This is a genomic window from uncultured Nocardioides sp., assembly GCF_947489365.1.
Lineage (GTDB): Bacteria > Actinomycetota > Actinomycetes > Propionibacteriales > Nocardioidaceae > Nocardioides.
The window spans coordinates 122,556-137,720 of sequence record NZ_CANLDB010000008.1; the positions used below are offsets into that span (position 1 = coordinate 122,556).

Consider the following 15,165-nt stretch of genomic DNA (forward strand, 5'->3'; position numbering starts at 1 on the left):
CATGCCGGAGACCACCACCCGCGTGCTCCTGGTCGACGACCACGAGCTGATCCGCCACGGGCTGGCGGCGGCCTTCGGCCGTGACCCCCAGATGGAGATCGTCGCGCAGGCCGGCGACGTCGGCGAGGCGCTCGAGGCGTGGGAGGCTCACCGTCCCGACGTCATCGTCACCGACCTCCAGCTCCCCGACGGCACGGGGCTGGACGTCGTCCGCTCGGTGCGCAAGGAGAGCCGGGACGTCGGCCTCATCGTGCTGACGATGCACTCCGGGGACGACCAGATCTTCGCGGCCATGGAGGCCGGCGCGTCCGGCTTCGTCGGCAAGGACGCGCCCTCCGGCGAGGTGGTCGGCGCCGCGCGGCACGCCGCCTCCTCGCCGCGCAGCTTCGTCTGCGCCGGGCTCGCGCAGGCCATGCTGCGCCGGGTCTCCGGGGAGTCCACCCGGATGACGCCCCGGGAGCACGAGGTCCTGGTGCTGCTCGCCGACGGCGCCGGCACCTCGACGATCGCCCGTCGGCTGCACATGAGCGAGTCGACGGCGAAGTCGCACATCGCGAAGATCTACCAGAAGCTGGGGGCGACCAACCGCGCCCAGGCGCTGGTCACCGCCATGCGCATCGGGCTGCTGTCGAGCGTGCAGCCCGCCGCCCGGCCCTGAATGACCAGACGGTCCCGTCGCAGGGCGCCGGCAAAACCGGGCCGCCGGTGGGTACACGGACCCCATCTGACCTGCACGAACGGGGTCCTGTCAGGCGATTCCTCAAAGTTCCTACAAGAGTTCTTCAGGACTAGCTCAAGATGACTAGGGAGCTCGGTGCGAAGTCCCGATACCGGTGAGGGCGCGGCGATCGCATCCTTGATCCATCGGGACGACCGGGTGACTCGGGAGCCTCGACCTACCCCGCTCCCTCCTCCTCGAACAGGACACGACCATGACCGAGACCCTCCGCACCCTCGTCGACCGCCTCTCCCCTTTCCGCTCCCGCGACGAGCGCGGCGCCTCCGCCGTGGAGTACGGCCTGCTGGTCGCCGGCATCGCCGCCGTCATCGTCGGCGTGGTCTTCTTCCTGGGCGGCAACATCACCGGCGCCTTCTCCGACACCTGCACGAAGGTCGGCGCCAAGGTGTCGGGCGACGGAACGTCGAAGACGTGCGAGGACGCCCCCGCCACCACCCCGTGATCGCACCTACGACTTGACCGCGACGGTCGTCGGGGGCCTCGAGCCCCCGGCGGCCGTCGTCCCACGTCCGGACTCGCTCAGCCGCAGTCCAAGCCCCGGGCGAGACCGATCCGCTGGAGCGCGGTCGGGTGGGTGCCGAACACGACCTGGGACCACCCGGCCGGCTCCGGGTCGGCCAGGGACCGCACGGCCAGCATGGTCTGCAGCCGCTCGAAGGCCTCCGGGTCCCGCGTCACGCACAGCGCGTCGACGTCGGCCCGCAGCTCGATCTGCCGGCTGATGGTCGACTGCACCGGCGTCGACACCAGCACCGCCACCGCCACCAGGCCCAGTACCCGCGGCACGAGGAGGACCTCGTCCGCCCGGTCCCCCGGCTCGCTCGCGTCCTCGCCGCGCCGGCGACGCCCGGGCAGCAGCAGACCCAGCAGCCCGGCGCCGAGGGCCGCGCCTGCGGCCCCGAGCACGGAGCCCACCAGCACGTCGTCGTGGCGGGCGTGGGCCAGCTCGTGCGCCACCACCGACACCACCTCCGGGGTCTCCAGGCCGCCGACGAGGGTGTCGTACACGACGACCCGGCGGGTGCCGCCGAAGCCGGACACGTACGCGTTGAGGGTCGTCGTCCGACGGGACGCGTCGGCGACGAGGACGTCGTCCACGGCGATCCCCTCCTCGCGCGCCACGTCGAGGATCTCGGTGCGCAGGGCGCCGTCCGGGAGCGAGGTGAAGTCGTTGCGCAGCGGCTCGACGACCACGGGGTAGGCGAAGGACGCCCCGAGCACGAGGGCGGCCATCAGGACCCCCGCCACGGCGGGCCAGGCGGTCGGCAGCCGCCGGCGCACCCCGAGGAGCACGAGCAGCGCCAGCGACGTCGCCACCGCCTCGACGCCGAGCGACACGAGGACGTCGACCGACCAGGCCCCCCACCCCTGCTCCGTCAGGCCGTACCGCAGCGCGTTCACCCGCGAGGCCGCGGAGAACGGCAGCGTCGCGAGCCGGCCCACGACGAGCACCGCGACGGCGGCGAGCGGGACGCCGACCCACCAGGGACCCGGCAGCCGGCCCACCAGCCACCGGCCGGCCCGGGTGAACCCCAGCAGGAGCGCGACGGCGAGCGAGGCCACCAGCGACAGGCGGCTCCACAGCCGTGCGGTGCCCGAGTACGCCTCCGCGCGCGAGAGCTCGGCCGCCGAGAACACGCTGTCGGCGTCCGCCGCCGGCGGACGAGCCCCCGGCACGGGGTCCCAGGGCACGCCCAGGGCGGCCAGCACCACGAACAGTCCCCCGGCGGCCAGGACGACCACGAGGGCGACCCGCCGGTGCCCCGTCACGAGGCCCTCCGGGCCACCGCGCGCAGCCGCTCCTGCCACAGGCGGGTCAGCGCGGCCACGTCCAGGTCGGTGGCCCCGGCCAGGGCGCTCGGGAGGGGCTCCCCCGCGTCGGCGCGCTCGTAGACCCGCCGCAGCCCGTCCGGGCCCGCCCGCTCCGCCAGGAGGACGCAGGCCAGCCAGGCCGCCTCGTACGTCGCGCCGGCGTGGGTGCCGTTCAGGTCGAAGTCGGCGGGCGTGGGCAGGGTGGCGGGGGCGCCGTCCTCCCGCACCCGCTCCGCGACCTGGGCGGCGGCACGCTGCTCGTCGATCCCCGCCCCCTGGAGGGCGACGTAGTCGGCGTACCCCTCGACGAGCCAGGTCGGCGCCGGGCTCCCGGGCGCCCGCGTGGCGACGTGCACCGCCTCGTGGCTCATGACGAGCTGCGCGCCCCGGGCGCCCAGCGGGTCGAGCACCGCGGGGTTGACGAAGACGTGGACGCCGCCCGCCTCCGCGCCGGGGCTGCCGTCGACGGCCGCGGTGATGGCCGCCGCGGCGGCCACCGACCCCTCGTCCGACCCCACGGCCGCCGCCAGTGCCGCACCGTCGCGCGGCACCTCGACCACGAGCCGGCGGTCCCAGTCGGGCACGTCAGCGGCCACCGCGGGGACGGCGGCGTCGGCGAGCGCGGCGTAGCGGTCCAGCTCCCCGGCGACCTCGGAGGCCGCCAGGACGAGCACCCCGGGGCCCCGGCGGACCTCGACCGGTCCGCTCAGCCACACCGGCGTCCGGGTGCCGGCGGAGGTCGAGGCGCCCGAGCCGCCGAAGGGAGCCTCACCGGTGGCCGCGCCGGCGGCCGGACCGAAGCCGGTGACCGCCACCCGGTCGGCGTCGCGGGCGAAGCCCACGACGGTCTCGACGCTGGAGCGACCCGGGTCGAGGCCCTCGAAGCGCCAGGTGAGCTCCACCGCGGCCGGCCACCGGCCCGCCGGGGTGCCCTCGGCGGCCGGCACCTCGTCGACGTAGCGGAGGCCCAGGTCGTCGACCCGCAGCGCCTCGACGTTGTCGACGACCGCCTCCAGCAGGTCGGCGGCCGCCGGGTCGTCGGAGGGGGCGAGGGCACGGGCCGTGCCGCGGTCGCCGTCGACCAGCGCGGTCCGCAGCTGCGCCAGGGCGCGCGCCGCCAGCCCTGGTGACACCGTCCCGGCCGACCGGCCGGCGGTGTCGCCGAGGTCGCTGGCGTACGGACGCTGGACCCACCACGCTCCCGCACCGACGGCGACGAGGACCACGACGAGGACGCCGACCGCGAGCCGCCGCGGGACACGGGCGACCCACGCTCGGGGTCCACGCACGACGGAGCCGGTCACCCGAGAAGGATGACCGGCTCCACCTGACGACGTGGGAGGGGGCTCAGCCGGGGCGCACCGCGCCGGAGACCGGCATGGTGGACACACCGGCCACGACGACCCCGGTGCCCGGGTTGGCGGCGTGCACGATCTGGCCGTTGCCGATGTACAGCGCGACGTGGCTGACCGGGCTGTAGTAGAAGACCAGGTCGCCGGGCTGCAGGTCGCTCATCGAGACCGGGGTGCCGCCACCGGCCATCTGCGCGCCCGAGGAGCGGGGCAGCGCGACCCCGGCCTGCGCCCAGGCCATCGAGGTCAGACCGGAGCAGTCGAACGCGTCCGGGCCCGAGGCGCCGTACACGTAGGAGTCGCCGACCTGGGCGAGGGCGTAGTCGACCGCGGCCTGCGCACGACCGGCGGGCGGGACGTCGGTGGGCACCTCGGTGGTCGAGCCGGAGGACGCGGCCGCGGCGATCTGCTCGGCCTGCTCGGCCTCGAGGCCGTCGAGGATCTCCTGCGCCTCGTCGGCGTTGTCCTCGACCGTCTCCATCTCCTCGCGGAGCTCCGCCTCGGTGTCCTCCACCTCGGCGGTCCGGGAGGCCACGGCGTCCTCGCGCAGGTCGAGCGCGTCGAGCTCGGTGGCGTAGTCGTCGAACATGTCGTCCTGCATGTCGTTGAACGACGACATGGTCGACAGGTCGGAGAGGAAGGCGTCCGGGTCCTCGGAGACGGCCAGCTCGCCGACGGTGCCGACCCCGGCGCCGGCGGTGTACTGGCTGACGATCGAGTCCTCGACCTGGGTGCGGACGCCGTCGACCTGCGTCGACTGACGCTCCTCGTCGGAGCGGAGGCCGCGCAGCTCGCGGCGCAGCTCCTTCAGCTCGATCGAGGCGTCGTGGTGGCGCTCCTGGGCCTGCTCGGCCTCGTGCCAGAGCCGGTCGACCCGATCGGAGACCTTGTCGATGTCGTCGACGTCCGGGTCGGCGTTCGCCGGGCCCACGGCGAAGCCGAGGATCACCAGAGAGGCGGACACGGCCGTGATCGCACGCATGCGGGGGTAGGGCACGGGGGGTGGATCTCCTTGGTCGTTCGCCTACCGGGTGAGCTGACGGGTTCGGGCACGACCGCCCTACCGTGGCTCCTCGGCGCGGGGGCGCCGGTCTCGCCGCGGATTCACCCCAGTGGATGTGGTTCCCCGGTTCCGTCCCCGTGTGTGCCACGGCTCAGGACTCGACGTGGTGCCCGTGCGGATCCGGTCTGACCCGCGGCCACGGCCACCGCGGACGAGGCTAACCCCGGGACCACCACCCGGCAAACTGCGGGTGTCCTCCTGTGGACACCACGGCCCGGGAGCCCCACCGAGGGCCCCGCCGGCGTCTCAGGCGCTCTCCACCTCCGGCGCGGACACCGCCCGCACCAGGCGCAGGGGCGGGACCAGTCCACCGTCGGCCAGGACCGCCAGGGCGCGGGTCTGGTCGTCGTCCAGCTCCAGCTCGGGCGGCGGGCCCAGCAGGGCGGTGACCACGCAGTCGTGGCAGTGCAGACCGCGCACCAGGCAGGAGTCGCAGTCGATGAGTGTCGTCATGGTCGGGACCGTGCCAGGGGCCACCGACAACGGCGGCGGACGGCGTGTCGGGACCCCGCGGCGGGCTCAGCCGAGCAGCGCCAGCAGGACCGGCGAGGCCACGGCACGCGCCCCGTGCTGCGCGGCGTGCCTCGCGACCTCCTGGTCGCTCGAGACGACCACGACCATGCGTCCGGTCGGCTCGGCCTCGACCAGCTCGGCGATGACGTCGTCGGCGATCACCCCGGACGGGCTGAAGAGGACCCGCACGCCGCGGGGGGCCTGGGTGGCGCTCTGGCGGGTCGTGGAGGCCGCCGCGTCGAAGACCACCGTGGTCTCGGCCCCGGTGCGGGCGACCAGCGGGGCCAGGGCGCGCAGCAGCCGCGCGCGCTGGGCCTCCAGGGACGACTCCGGCCAGGCCGTCTTGCTGACGTTGTAGCCGTCGACGAGCAGCCGCGGCCGCGGTGCGGCGAGGTACTGCTCCAGCCGCGCCGACCCGTCACGTCCGGCGGCGCCGGGACCGGCCGTCCCGCCGCCCGCCGACGCGGCCTCCGCCAGTCGGCGCTCGACGCGGTCGGCGGGGGCGGCCTCGGAGACCGGGAGGGCCAGCTCACGGCGCAGCCCCGCGGCGGCCTCGACGACGGTGTCCAGCAGCACCCGGGCCCGCAGCCCCACCTCGCTGCGCTCCTCCCGGGTGAGACGCCGCAGGCCCGCGTTGGCCGCCTCCAGCTCCTCGACCCGCGCCCGCAGGCGGCGCCGCTCGGCCTCGCCGTCCTCGGTCGCCCGGCGGACGTCGTCCTGCGCCGCGGCCACCGCGGCGGCGGCCTCCTCGGCCTCCTGCCGGGCGTCGCGCTCCCGCTTGCGCGTCTCGCCGAGCCGCCGACGCAGCGTCGCCACCTCGCCGCGCAGCTCGTCGACCTGGCGCCGTCGCTCGCCGCGCAGCTCGCGCAGCGCCTGCTCGGCCCGGTCGGCCCGCTCCGCCTCCCGCGCGGCGTCCTGGCCCTCCCGCACGGCGGTCTGGAGCTCCAGGCGCGCGGCGAGGCGGTCCGTGGTGGCCTCCCAGGTCTGCTGCCACCCGGGCTCGCGGCGCAGCCAGGCGAGCGCCGCGGTCTCGGCCGGGTCGCGCTCGGCGTCGGCCCGCTCCCCCAGCAGCTCGGCCGCCCGGGCGCGGAAGTCGTCGTCCGTCTCGAGGACGCCGACGATCTGCTCGCCGCCCAGCCGGGCACGCCGCGCCGGTGCGAAGTCGGCGATCCGCCGCAGCCGGGCGGGCACCGGGTCGGCCGAGGGGAGCACGTCGGCCACGAGCGCGGCCAGCCGCTCGCGGACCGCGCCCGTCGTGGCGGGCACCTCGGACATGGCACCAGCGTAGGGCGCGCCAGGGCGCGCCGCCCGGCCGTTGTCGGTGGTCCGTCCTAGCGTCCGCCTCGATGGACACCAGGACGAGCACGAAACCCGACGAGCGGGCCGCCGCGGGGTCGCGGTGGGAGGAGCAGCGCAGCTTCGACGAGCTCGGGCGGGCCCTGCGGGACGAGACGTTCTGCGTGGTCGACCTGGAGACCACCGGCGGGTCCGCCGCGGGCGGCGCCATGATCACCGAGATCGGCGCCGTGAAGGTCCGCGGCGGCGAGGTCGTGGGCGAGTTCCAGACCCTGGTCGACCCGGGCACGGCCATCCCGCCCTTCATCGCGGTGCTGACCGGCATCACCGACGCCATGGTCGGCGGGGCGCCCCGCATCGAGGCGGCCCTGCCCGCCTTCCTCGACTTCGCCCGCGGCACCGTGCTCGTCGCGCACAACGCTCCCTTCGACGTCGGCTTCCTGCGTCACTTCGCCGAGCAGCAGCACCGCGCCTGGCCGCGCTTCGAGGTCCTCGACACGGCCCTGATCGCCCGACGCGTGGTCACGCGGGACGAGGCGCCCAACTGCAAGCTCGCGACCCTCGCACGGGTCTTCCGGGCCGGGACCACGCCGAACCACCGCGCCCTGTCCGACGCCCGGGCCACGGTCGACGTCCTGCACGGCCTGCTGGCGCGGCTGGGCGCCCAGGGCGTGCACACCCTGGAGGAGCTCCGCACCTTCAGCTCCCGGGTCAGCCCCGCCCAGCGCCGCAAGCGCCACCTCGCCGAGGGCCTCCCCCACGCGCCGGGGGTCTACCTGTTCCACGACGCCTCCGACCGGGTGCTCTACGTCGGCACGTCGCGCGACCTCCGCACCCGGGTGCGGTCCTACTTCACCGCCTCGGAGACCCGGTCCCGGATGGGCGAGATGATCGGGGTCGCCACCGGCGTCCGCGGCATCGCCTGCGCCACCCCGCTCGAGGCGCAGGTCCGCGAGCTGCGGCTGATCGCGGAGCACAAGCCGCGCTACAACCGCCGCTCCCGGTTCCCGGAGAAGGTCCACTTCCTCAAGCTGACCCGGGAGCCCTGGCCGCGTCTCTCGACGGTCCGCAAGGTCCTCGACGACGACGCCGACTACCTCGGTCCGTTCTCCTCCAAGAAGGTGCTGGAGCGCTGCCTGGCGGCCCTCCACGAGACGTTCCCCGTCCGCCAGTGCGGTGGTCGGCTCCCCCGCACGCCGTCCGGCTCGGCGTGCGCGCTCGCCGAGATGGGCCGCTGCCTGTCCCCCTGCGACGGCTCCGTCGACGCCGCGACGTACGGCGCGCTGGTCGGTCGGCTGCGCGACGCCCTGCTCCACCAGCCGCAGGAGGTCGTGTCCGACATCAACGCCCGCATGGCGGCGCTGGCCGCCGACGAGCGCTACGAGGACGCCGGCACCGCCCGCGACCGCCTCGCCGCCTTCGTGCGGGCCGCGGCCCGCACCCAGCGGCTGGGCGCCCTCAGCGGGTGTCCCGAGATCGTCGCCGCCCGCAAGGAGGACGACGGCCGCTGGGCGGTCCACGTCGTGCGGCACGGGCGCCTCGCCGCGGCCGGCGTGATCCCGCCCGGCCACGACGCCCACGCGTGGGTCTCGACGCTGCGCGACTCCGCCGAGACGGTCCGCGGCGGCCCCGGCCCGATCCCGGCCGCGACGGCGGAGGAGAGCGAGAAGGTGCTGCGCTGGCTCGAGTCACCCGGCGTGCGCCTCGTCGCCGTCGAGGGCGAGTGGACCTGTCCGCTCGCCGGCGCCGGGCGCCACCTCGCGCTGTACGACGCCGCCTCCCGGTCCCGGCTCGACCTCGTGCCCTTCGACCAGCGACGCGACGTACGACCCGTGCGCGGGCCCGAGCAGACCTGAGCCGACCGGGGCGCGCCGCTACGGTGAGCCCATGATCACCGCCATCGTCTTCGTCAGCGCCGACGTCGCCCGGATCCCCGAGGTGGCCGAGGGCATCGCGGCCCTCGACGGCGTGAGCGAGGTCTACTCGGTCACCGGGCAGATCGACCTGATCGCGCTCGTGCGGGTCCGCACCCACGAGGAGGTCGCCGACGTGGTCGCCGACCGGCTCAACAAGGTCGAGGGCGTGCGGTCCACCGAGACCCACATCGCGTTCCGCACGCACTCGCGCCACGACCTCGAGACCGCCTTCTCGCTCGGTCTGGACTGAGGTCCCGGCCCGACGGGCGACCCCTCAGCGCGCCGAGGCGCCGACCCAGCTCTCCAGGGTCGCCGCGGCGGCGCCGGAGTCGAGGGCCTCGCGAGCCCGCTCGGCGCCCGCGGCGAGGCGCTCGGTCACCGAGCCCTCCCGCCGCTCGTGGACGGCCAGCGCCGCGGCGGTGTTGAGGACGACGGCGTCCCGGACGGGGCCGGTCTCCCCCGCCAGGAGCCGTCGTACGACGTCGGCGTTGTGCGCCACGTCGCCGCCGCGCAGGTCCTCGGCGCTCGCGCGCGCCAGACCGAGGTCGTCGGGGTCCACCACGTGCTCGGTGACCTCGCCGTCCTCGACGCGCCACAGGGCGGAGGTGGTGGTGGTCGTCAGCTCGTCCAGGCCGTCGTCGCCGCGGAACACCCAGGCGTCGACGCCCCGGGCCGCGTAGACGCCGGCCATCCGCGGGGCCATCCGCGCGTCGGCGCAGCCGATGGCCTGGGCCTGGGGCCGGGCGGGGTTCGCCAGCGGCCCGAGCACGTTGAACGTCGTCCCGATCCCCAGCTCGCGGCGTGGCACGGCGGCGTGGCGCAGGGCCGGGTGGAAGGCCGCGGCGAAGCAGAAGGTGATGCCGGCCTCGCCGGCCACCTCCGCGACCCGCTCGGGGGCCAGGTCGAGCCGGATGCCGAGGTGCTCGAGCACGTCGGCGCTGCCCGCCTTCGACGACGCCGACCGGTTGCCGTGCTTGACCACCGTCGCGCCGGCCCCGGCGGCCACGATCGCCGACATCGTCGAGATGTTCACCGACGCCGACCGGTCCCCGCCGGTGCCGACGACGTCCAGCAGCCGGCCCTCGACGTCCATCGGGTGGGCGTGGAGGTACATCTGCTCGACGATCCCGGTGAGCTCCTCGACGGTCTCGCCCTTGGCGCGCAGCGCGACGGCGAACCCGGCGATCTGCGCGGGGGTCGCCTCGCCGGCGAGGATCTCGCCCATGGCCCAGGAGGTGGAGTCCCGGTCGAGGTCGGTGCCGGCGACGAGGGCGCCGAGGACGTCGGCCCAGCTCGTCACGGGGCTCAGGCCCCGGCGGTCGTCACGCGGCGGCGCAGCAGCGTGATGACGGACTCGGCCAGCTGCACCGGGTCCAGCGGGTGGGGGCAGACCGCCTCGGCGCGCGACCAGGTGGCGAGCCAGGCGTCCTGCGGGCGCCCGGTCAGGACCATGATCGGCGGGCAGGAGTAGATCTCGTCCTTCAGCTGCTTCGCGATGCCCATGCCACCAGCGGGCACGGCCTCGCCGTCGAGGATCGCCAGGTCCACGCCGCCGGCGTCCATCTGCTGGACCACGACGGGCTCGGTGGCGACCTCGACGTACTCGCACTCGGGCAGGTCCGGGTGGGGACGGCGGCCCAGCGCGAGGATCACCTGCTCACGGACGTTGCGGTCGTCGGAGTAGACCAGCACCCGCAGCGGGGCGGTCCGGTTCACGGTCTGCTCGTCCACGGCGGCGATGCTAGCCGTCCCGCGGCCCGGGCGGCTCGCCCCCCGTGCCCTCCCGCCGTGTCCGCCCACCGGCACCGCCGGCTGCGGCGGTGGACCGGAGGCGGTACCCCCGGAGGAGGTCGTCGGAAACCACCCGACGACGGCTCCGAGGAGCGACAGGACACGGCCCGGTGACGACGGAGGGGCCGACCGGACAGACGCCAGGTGCGAGGGCATAATGCTCGCGTGGCGACAGCAGCAGCGAGCATCCCGGCCTCCCGGCTCCACGGGCACCGTGACCGACCCGACATGGTCAGCGTGGGCACGATCATCTGGCTCGCCAGCGAGCTGATGTTCTTCGCCGCGCTCTTCGCGTCGTACTTCACGATCCGCGCGGTCTCCCCCGACCTGTGGGCACAGCAGACCGCCGAGCTGAACATCCCGTTCGCCTCGGTCAACACCTCGATCCTGGTGGCGTCGTCGATCACCTGTCAGCTGGGCGTCTTCGCCGCCGAGCGCGGGCAGCCCGGCCGGTCCGGCACGGTCTTCCAGATCAAGCAGTGGGGCCTGCGCGAGTGGTTCATCCTCACGTACGTCATGGGCGCCGTGTTCATCGCCGGCCAGGCCATCGAGTACGCCGAGCTGATCCACCTGGGCGTCACGATCCCGGACTCCGCCTACGGCACGATGTTCTACCTGACCACCGGGTTCCACGGCATCCACGTGACCGGCGGCCTGATCGCGTTCCTGTTCGTCCTCGGACGGACGTACCTGGCCAAGCGCTTCACCCACGAGCAGGCGGTCAGCGCGATCGTCGTCTCGTACTACTGGCACTTCGTCGACGTGGTGTGGATCGCGCTGTTCGCGACGATCTACCTGATCCGCTGAGGCGTTCCGCGTCCCCGCCCTGGGTACCGGAGACTCGACCCGAACCACTGTGAGGAACAGCGTGCGACTCCTGAACCGCTCCGCCGGCCGGCTCACCCGAGGACGTCGGGGACCCCTGGCCGGCCTGGTGGTGCTGCTGCTCGGGCTCCTGATGACCGGGGGCCTCTACAGCGCGTTCGCGCCCTCGCAGCAGGCCGCCGCCGACCAGGCCTCGGCCGACGAGGAGCTCGTGGCCCAGGGCCGCGAGCTGTTCCTGGTGGGCTGCGCCTTCTGCCACGGCAAGAACGGCGAGGGCATCGAGACGTCCGACGGCCAGCAGCTCGGCCCCGTCCTCGTGGGCGTGGGCGCCGCGGCCGTCGACTTCCAGGTCGGCACCGGCCGCATGCCGCTCGCCGCCCCCGGCCAGCAGGGCCCCGCCAAGAAGCAGGCCTACTCCGACGAGGAGCGCGAGGCGCTCGCCGCCTACGTCGCGTCGCTGGGCCCCGGCCCGGCGATCCCCTCCGAGGAGGACTGGTCGCTCGACGGCCTGACCGAGGAGGAGCAGGAGGAGGCGGTCGTCCGCGGCGGCCAGATCTTCCTCACCAACTGCACCGCCTGCCACAACTTCGCCGGCTCCGGTGGCGCGATGCCCGAGGGCGGGTACGCCCCGAACGTCCGCGAGACCGAGGAGGAGTACGTCTACGAGGCGCTCCTCACCGGCCCCGGCCAGATGCCGTCCTTCTCCGACGGCAACCTGTCGCAGACCGAGAAGCGCGACGTGATCGCCTACCTGAACTCCATCGACGAGACCCCGGACTACGGCGGCTTCAGCCTGGGTTCGCTCGGTCCCGTCGTCGACGGTGCCGTGACCTGGATCGTCGGCATCGGCGTCCTCGTCGGCTTCGCCGTCTGGATCGCCGCCCACACCACCCGCACCGATCGCAAGAAGAAGGGCCAGGTGACGACGTGACCCTCGAGCAGGAACGCAAGCAGCCGCGGCTGCCGATCGAGGACCCGGGCCTCGGGGAGCACACCTGGCGCCCGACCGACGTCGACGAGGCGAAGGAGCGTCGTGCGGAGCGACAGGTCGCCGGCCTGTTCGTCTTCTCGATGGTCTGCACCGTCCTCTTCGTCGTCGGCTACTTCCTCATCGACATCGGCGACAACTGGACGACCTTCGGCGGCCTCGGCGCCTCCACCCTGGTCCTCGGCCTCAGCCTGGCCGGTGCCCTGCTGTCCATCGGCGTGGGCATCATCCACTGGGCCCGCAAGCTGATGGCCGACAAGGAGATCGTGGAGATGCGCCACCCGGCGGCCTCCAGCGAGGAGGACCGCGAGGCCACCCTCAAGGCTCTCGACGAGGGTCTCCAGGAGTCGGGCATCGCCCGTCGTCCCCTGATCCGCAACACCATGATCGGCGCCGTGGGCCTGCTGGGCATCCCGGCCGTCGTCGGCCTGCGCGACCTCGGTCCGCTCCCCGGCGACAAGCTCTTCTCCACGATCTGGGAGGAGGGCATGCTCCTCGCCCGCGACGTCGTGGGCACCCCGATCCGGCCCTCCGACATGGAGATCGGCGACCTCATCAACGGCCAGCCGATCGCCCTGTTCGAGACCGACGAGGAGGGCGAGCCGCTGTACGAGGGCGAGGACCTCCTGGTCAACAAGGCGAAGGCGTCCATCGTCATCGTCCGCATGGACCCGTCCGACAACACCCCCGCCGAGGGCCGCGAGAACTGGGCCATCGACGGGATCCTGTGCTACTCCAAGATCTGCACCCACGTCGGGTGCCCGATCAACCTGTACGCGCGGAAGACCCACCACCTGCTGTGCCCGTGCCACCAGTCGACGTTTGACCTGTCGGACGGCGCACGGGTGGTCTTCGGTCCTGCGGCGCGACCCCTTCCGCAACTTCCGCTGGCGGTGAACGAGGACGGGTACCTGATGGCACAGTCCGACTTCACCGAACCTGTCGGACCCAGCTTCTGGGAGCGTGGCTGATGAGCACGACAGAGTCCAACGGCACCGGAGGCTCGGTGGCCTCGCAGGTCGCCAGCACCAACGGAACGAAGGCCTCCTCGGCCAAGAAGGGCTCGCCCGTCGGCAAGGCGGCGACCTGGGCCGACGAGCGCCTCGGCCTCGCCACCGCGGCGAAGAAGAACCTGCGCAAGGTCTTCCCGGACCACTGGTCCTTCATGCTGGGCGAGATCGCCCTGTGGAGCTTCGTGGTCCTGCTGGTGACCGGCGTGTTCCTCACGCTGTGGTACCGCCCCTCGATGGCGGAGGTCACCTACACCGGTGCGTACGACCAGATGCGCGGGCTCCACGTGTCCGAGGCGTTCGCCTCGACGCTGGACCTGTCCTTCGACGTCCGCGGCGGCCTGCTCATGCGCCAGATGCACCACTGGGCGGCGATGCTCTTCATCGCGGCGATGATGGTGCACCTGCTCCGCGTCTACTTCACGGGTGCGTTCCGCAAGCCGCGCGAGCTCAACTGGGTGATCGGCTGCCTGCTGCTGCTCCTGGGCACGCTCGAGGGCTTCACCGGCTACTCGCTGCCCGACGACATGCTGTCCGGCACCGGCATCCGCGCCGCGGACGGCTTCGTGAAGTCGATCCCCGTGGTCGGCACCTACGTCTCGTTCTTCCTCTTCGGCGGCGAGTTCCCGGGCGACTCGATCATCCCGCGGCTCTACACGATCCACGTGCTGCTGATCCCCGGCCTGCTGCTGGGCCTCATCGCGGCCCACATGCTGCTGCTCGTCTACCACAAGCACACGCAGTGGCCCGGACCCGGCCGCACCGAGGAGAACGTCGTCGGCTACCCGATGCTCCCGGTGTACGCCGCCAAGGCCGGCGGGTTCTTCTTCATCGTCTTCGGCGTCACCGCGCTCCTCGGTGGCCTGTTCACCCTGAACCCGGTGTGGGCCTACGGCCCGTACGACCCGTCCAAGGTGACGGCCGGCTCGCAGCCGGACTGGTACATGGGCTGGCCCGACGGCGCGCTGCGGATCTTCCCCGGACCGCCGCTGGAGTACTCGTTCTTCGGCGTGACGCTGTCGCTGAACGTGTTCCTGCCGATCATCGTGCTGCCCGGCCTGATGTTCACCATCCTGCTGCTGCTGCCGTTCATCGAGTCCTGGATCACCAAGGACAAGCGGGACCACCACCTGCTCGAGCGTCCGCGTGACGCCCCGGGTCGGACGGCGACCATGGTCGCGCTGATGACGTTCTACGGCCTCATGTGGATGGCCGGCGGCAACGACATCCTGGCGATCGTGTTCGACCTCAGCATCAACCAGATCACGTACTTCCTGCGGGTGGCCGTGATCCTGGGTCCGATCCTGGCGTTCATCATCACCAGGCGCTGGTGCATCTCGCTGCAGCGCAAGGACAACGAGGACCTGCTCCACGGCTACGAGACCGGCATCATCATGCGGTCGGCCCAGGGCGGCTTCTCCGAGCGTCACGAGCCCCTGCCGCTGGACAAGGCGTACGCCCTCACTCAGCGCGACCCGGACCAGCCGGTGGCGCTGGAGCGGGCCACGGACGAGAACGGCGTCCCCTCCCCCACCACCCGGTCGGGGCGGATCCGGCACCGCCTCTCGTCGTACCTGCACGGCGGCGGGATCGCGACCCCGACCCGGGAGGAGCTGGAGGAGGCCCACGCGCACGCGGCCCACGAGCACGAGCTCGAGCCCGCGCACGACGGCGCCTCCGACAGGAGCCTCACGGCCCGCGGGGAGAACACCCCGCACTGACGGCACGGACGTGACCGGAGTCTGACGACGGACCCCGGACCTGACCCCCACGGGTCGGGTCCGGGGTCTTTCGCGTTCCCCTGTCACGCGTCCCCGGTCCCACCGCGTCCTAGGGGTGTGACGACGACGAGCGAGACCC

General features: G+C 73.7%; 15 protein-coding genes and 1 riboswitch. Of the genes, 8 read left to right on the forward strand and 7 right to left on the reverse strand.

The features are described from left to right. The first annotated feature begins 1 nt into the window (after nucleotide 1). Nucleotides 2–658, forward strand: a complete 657-nt coding sequence (locus Q0858_RS18965; protein WP_299057771.1) for a response regulator transcription factor — start codon at nucleotides 2–4, stop codon at nucleotides 656–658. A gap of 274 nt (nucleotides 659–932) precedes the next feature. After that, complete coding sequence (locus tag Q0858_RS18970; RefSeq protein WP_299057773.1) at nucleotides 933–1,181, forward strand: Flp family type IVb pilin; 249 nt, start codon at nucleotides 933–935, stop codon at nucleotides 1,179–1,181. A gap of 77 nt (nucleotides 1,182–1,258) precedes the next feature. Here the strand turns inward: Q0858_RS18970 and Q0858_RS18975 are convergent, their stop codons facing one another. The 5 genes from Q0858_RS18975 to Q0858_RS18995 form a co-directional block, all read right to left on the reverse strand. Further along, the gene (locus Q0858_RS18975; RefSeq protein ID WP_299057774.1) at nucleotides 1,259–2,509 is read right to left on the reverse strand and encodes a M48 family metallopeptidase; all 1,251 of its coding nucleotides are present in this window, start codon (nucleotides 2,507–2,509) and stop codon (nucleotides 1,259–1,261) included. Then, the gene (locus Q0858_RS18980) at nucleotides 2,506–3,855 is read right to left on the reverse strand and encodes a hypothetical protein (protein ID WP_299057775.1); all 1,350 of its coding nucleotides are present in this window, start codon (nucleotides 3,853–3,855) and stop codon (nucleotides 2,506–2,508) included. Before Q0858_RS18980 ends, Q0858_RS18975 begins: the two co-directional genes overlap by 4 nt. A gap of 43 nt (nucleotides 3,856–3,898) precedes the next feature. Beyond that, the gene (locus Q0858_RS18985; RefSeq protein WP_299057777.1) at nucleotides 3,899–4,867 is read right to left on the reverse strand and encodes an NlpC/P60 family protein; all 969 of its coding nucleotides are present in this window, start codon (nucleotides 4,865–4,867) and stop codon (nucleotides 3,899–3,901) included. Nucleotides 4,868–4,909: 42 nt separating this feature from the next. Continuing rightward, a riboswitch (cyclic di-AMP (ydaO/yuaA leader) is annotated at nucleotides 4,910–5,080 on the reverse strand. Nucleotides 5,081–5,212: 132 nt separating this feature from the next. Then, complete coding sequence (locus Q0858_RS18990) at nucleotides 5,213–5,419, reverse strand: hypothetical protein (protein ID WP_299057779.1); 207 nt, start codon at nucleotides 5,417–5,419, stop codon at nucleotides 5,213–5,215. Nucleotides 5,420–5,485: 66 nt separating this feature from the next. After that, nucleotides 5,486–6,754 carry an NYN domain-containing protein gene (locus Q0858_RS18995; RefSeq protein WP_299057781.1) on the reverse strand — a complete coding sequence of 423 codons (1,269 nt, stop codon included), beginning with the start codon at nucleotides 6,752–6,754 and terminating at the stop codon, nucleotides 5,486–5,488. Between the two features lie 71 nt (nucleotides 6,755–6,825). Here Q0858_RS18995 and Q0858_RS19000 point away from each other — a divergent pair, with 71 nt between their 5' ends. Next, entirely contained in the window at nucleotides 6,826–8,631 is a 1,806-nt protein-coding gene (locus Q0858_RS19000) for a DEDD exonuclease domain-containing protein (protein WP_299057783.1), read from the forward strand. Between the two features lie 31 nt (nucleotides 8,632–8,662). Continuing rightward, the gene (locus tag Q0858_RS19005) at nucleotides 8,663–8,941 is read left to right on the forward strand and encodes an Lrp/AsnC ligand binding domain-containing protein (RefSeq protein ID WP_240238116.1); all 279 of its coding nucleotides are present in this window, start codon (nucleotides 8,663–8,665) and stop codon (nucleotides 8,939–8,941) included. Nucleotides 8,942–8,965: 24 nt separating this feature from the next. Here Q0858_RS19005 and trpD read toward each other — a convergent pair whose 3' ends face one another. Then, on the reverse strand, nucleotides 8,966–9,991 hold the full coding sequence (gene trpD, locus Q0858_RS19010; protein WP_299057787.1) for an anthranilate phosphoribosyltransferase: 1,026 nt from the start codon (nucleotides 9,989–9,991) through the stop codon (nucleotides 8,966–8,968). Between the two features lie 5 nt (nucleotides 9,992–9,996). After that, nucleotides 9,997–10,422, reverse strand: a complete 426-nt coding sequence (locus Q0858_RS19015; RefSeq protein WP_299057789.1) for a hypothetical protein — start codon at nucleotides 10,420–10,422, stop codon at nucleotides 9,997–9,999. Nucleotides 10,423–10,719: 297 nt separating this feature from the next. Here Q0858_RS19015 and Q0858_RS19020 point away from each other — a divergent pair, with 297 nt between their 5' ends. The 4 genes from Q0858_RS19020 to Q0858_RS19035 all read left to right on the forward strand — a co-directional run bounded on the left by Q0858_RS19020 (nucleotide 10,720) and on the right by Q0858_RS19035 (nucleotide 15,026). Continuing rightward, the gene (locus Q0858_RS19020; RefSeq protein WP_299057970.1) at nucleotides 10,720–11,289 is read left to right on the forward strand and encodes a heme-copper oxidase subunit III; all 570 of its coding nucleotides are present in this window, start codon (nucleotides 10,720–10,722) and stop codon (nucleotides 11,287–11,289) included. Between the two features lie 151 nt (nucleotides 11,290–11,440). After that, complete coding sequence (locus Q0858_RS19025; protein WP_299057972.1) at nucleotides 11,441–12,238, forward strand: c-type cytochrome; 798 nt, start codon at nucleotides 11,441–11,443, stop codon at nucleotides 12,236–12,238. Then, nucleotides 12,235–13,266: a Rieske 2Fe-2S domain-containing protein gene (locus Q0858_RS19030; RefSeq protein ID WP_299057791.1), complete on the forward strand. Its 1,032-nt coding sequence runs from the start codon at nucleotides 12,235–12,237 to the stop codon at nucleotides 13,264–13,266. Before Q0858_RS19025 ends, Q0858_RS19030 begins: the two co-directional genes overlap by 4 nt. Next, nucleotides 13,266–15,026 carry a cytochrome bc complex cytochrome b subunit gene (locus Q0858_RS19035; RefSeq protein WP_299057793.1) on the forward strand — a complete coding sequence of 587 codons (1,761 nt, stop codon included), beginning with the start codon at nucleotides 13,266–13,268 and terminating at the stop codon, nucleotides 15,024–15,026. The genes Q0858_RS19030 and Q0858_RS19035 overlap by 1 nt, the downstream gene beginning before the upstream one ends. Nucleotides 15,027–15,165 lie beyond the last annotated feature (139 nt).

Coding starts and splice junctions, on each gene's coding strand:
- Q0858_RS18995 (WP_299057781.1), bottom strand. CDS start 6,754: ATGTCCGAGGTGCCCGCCACGACGGGCGCGGTCCGCGAGCGGCTGGCC.
- Q0858_RS19035 (WP_299057793.1), top strand. CDS start 13,266: ATGAGCACGACAGAGTCCAACGGCACCGGAGGCTCGGTGGCCTCGCAG.
- Q0858_RS18970 (WP_299057773.1), top strand. CDS start 933: ATGACCGAGACCCTCCGCACCCTCGTCGACCGCCTCTCCCCTTTCCGC.
- Q0858_RS18965 (WP_299057771.1), top strand. CDS start 2: ATGCCGGAGACCACCACCCGCGTGCTCCTGGTCGACGACCACGAGCTG.
- Q0858_RS19005 (WP_240238116.1), top strand. CDS start 8,663: ATGATCACCGCCATCGTCTTCGTCAGCGCCGACGTCGCCCGGATCCCC.
- Q0858_RS19025 (WP_299057972.1), top strand. CDS start 11,441: ATGACCGGGGGCCTCTACAGCGCGTTCGCGCCCTCGCAGCAGGCCGCC.
- Q0858_RS19000 (WP_299057783.1), top strand. CDS start 6,826: ATGGACACCAGGACGAGCACGAAACCCGACGAGCGGGCCGCCGCGGGG.
- Q0858_RS18990 (WP_299057779.1), bottom strand. CDS start 5,419: ATGACGACACTCATCGACTGCGACTCCTGCCTGGTGCGCGGTCTGCAC.